Annotated in this window: 2 protein-coding genes; both read left to right on the top strand. The window is 66.4% G+C overall.

Features of this window, described 5'->3' with window-relative positions; translation table 11 throughout:
• A partial coding sequence (locus tag AC1D1G_RS44450) for an NAD(P)/FAD-dependent oxidoreductase (RefSeq protein ID WP_477956857.1) occupies window positions 1-651 on the top strand: 651 nt, incomplete at its 5' end.
• A 103-nt stretch (window positions 652-754) separates the two neighbouring features.
• Window positions 755-2,283: thiamine pyrophosphate-dependent enzyme (locus AC1D1G_RS44445; protein WP_477956858.1), on the top strand; the 1,529-nt coding region annotated here is incomplete at its 3' end.

Below are 2,283 nucleotides of genomic sequence, written 5' to 3'. Positions count from 1 at the left end.
GTCCGCCACTGCGCGGTCACCGACATCGAGAGCACCGGCGGCACCATTACCGGAGTCGTGACCGAACACGGACGCATCAAGACCGACACCGTGGTCTGCGCCGCCGGAGCCTGGTCGGCCGGCATCGGCAACATGCTCGGGGTGAACATCCCCGTCGTTCCCGTCCGCCGACAGATCGCCTTCACCGAGCCGCTGTCCGAGTTGCCCGAATCCTCGCCGTCGCTGACCATCGACTTCCCGTCGAACTTCTACTTCCACCCGGAAGGCAAAGGCCTGCTTCTGGGCTGGTCCGACCCGAACGAGCGCGAGGGATTCAACCTCAAGTTCGAACTCGAGGACTGGCTGATGGGACTGGGCGCCATCGCCGAGACCCGGGTGCCGGCCGTACTGGACTACGGCATCAGCACCGGTTGGGCCGGCCTCTACGAGGTCACCCCCGACCGCAACCAGATCATCGACCGCTCCACCGAGGTCGAAGGCCTGCTCATCGCCACCGGATACTCCGGCCACGGCTTCCTGATGGGCCCGGCGACCGGCGAGATCGTGCGCGACCTCTACCACGGCAAAGAGCCCGGATACGACATCAGCTCGTTCGCCCTGGACCGTTTCGCGCAGGCCGGTATCGGCGCAGGCGAAACAAACATCGTCTGACCCCACCCGTTGCACCGCCCAGCAGAAGACGATCACCTGCCCCTCAGGAGCCGGATTCATGGCCGAACAGATCGATGATCACTTCACCACCACCGTCGCCGCGATGGCCGATACGACACGTCCGGGAGCGAGCGATCACGACCGGCCCGTCGAGACAGCGTCGAGCCTGTCCGTGCAGCAAACCCTGGACCTGTTCGATTCTCAATTAGGCAGTCGGCACCTGGATCTGGTTGCCCGACGGCTTCGCGCGAAGGGCAAGGGCTTCTACACGATCGGATCGTCCGGGCACGAAGGGAACGCCGTCGTCGCGGGAGCCCTCCGGCCGACCGATCCGGCGCTGCTGCACTACCGTTCCGGAGCCTTCTTCCTCGAACGTGCCCGGCAGGTCCGGGGCAGCAACCCGCTGCGCGATGTTCTTCTCGGCGTCGTCGCAGCCACCGAGGAACCGATGTCCGGCGGCCGGCACAAGGTGTTCGGCCGCCACGACCTCAATATCATTCCCCAGACCTCGACGATCGCCTCTCACCTGCCCCGGGCGGTCGGCGTCGCCTTCTCCATCGCCCGCGCCACCAAATTGAACGTGTTCTCCGCGTGGCCCGAGGACGCGGTCGCGGTCTGCAGTTTCGGCGACGCCTCGGCGAATCACTCGACCGCGGTCGGCGCGATCAACACCGCCATCCACTCGGCCTTCCAGGGCCTTCCGCTTCCGCTGTTGGTCGTCTGCGAAGACAACGGCATCGGCATCAGCACCAAGACGCCGAAGGGGTGGATCGCCGCGAACTTCGGCAACCGTGAAGGTCTCGAGTACTTCACGGTCGACGGATCCGACCTCCCGATGGCCTACGCCACCGCGAAGCATGCCGCCGACTGGGTTCGCAGGCACCGCAAGCCGGCGTTCCTGCACCTGCGCACCGTCCGGTTGATGGGTCACGCCGGCTCCGACTTCGAAGCCGCCTATCGCACCACCAGCGAGATCACCGCCGACTTCGACCGGGATCCGGTGCTGTGCACGGCGAAACTCCTCATCGAGCGCGGACACCTGAGCCCCACCGACATCCTCGACCTCTACGAGAACAAGCGCGCCGAAGTCGACGCGCTCGCACAGGAAGTCGGCGAGCTGCCGCAACTCGACAGTCCCGCCGCAGTGATGCGGCCACTGACCGAGGGCCTCGACGAGGCGATCGACGCCGAACCGCGACGGACCTACCCGGCCCGCCGAGCCCAGATCGTCGGATCCCCGCTTCCCGAGGAGGAAGGTCCGCTCACCCTCGCTCTCGCGATCAACCGTGCCCTGCTCGATGTGCTCATCGAGTATCCCGAGGCGCTGGTGTTCGGTGAGGACGTCGCCCGCAAGGGCGGGGTGTACGGGGTGACCCGGGGTCTGATGAAGAAGGCGGGGTCGGCGCGGGTGTTCGACACGCTCCTCGACGAGCAGGCGATCCTGGGTCTCGCGCTGGGCGCGGGGGTGTCCGGACTACTGCCGTTCCCGGAGATCCAGTACCTGGCGTATCTGCACAATGCGGCCGATCAGATCCGGGGGGAGGGTGCGACGTTGCAGTTCTTCTCCGACCGTCAGTACCGCAATCCGATGGTGGTGCGGGTTGCCGGGTACGGGTATCAGAAGGGGTTCGG

The sequence above is a fragment of the Rhodococcus sp. P3_B8 genome (genome assembly GCF_056402775.1).
This window is presented reverse-complemented; position numbering and strand designations above follow the sequence as displayed.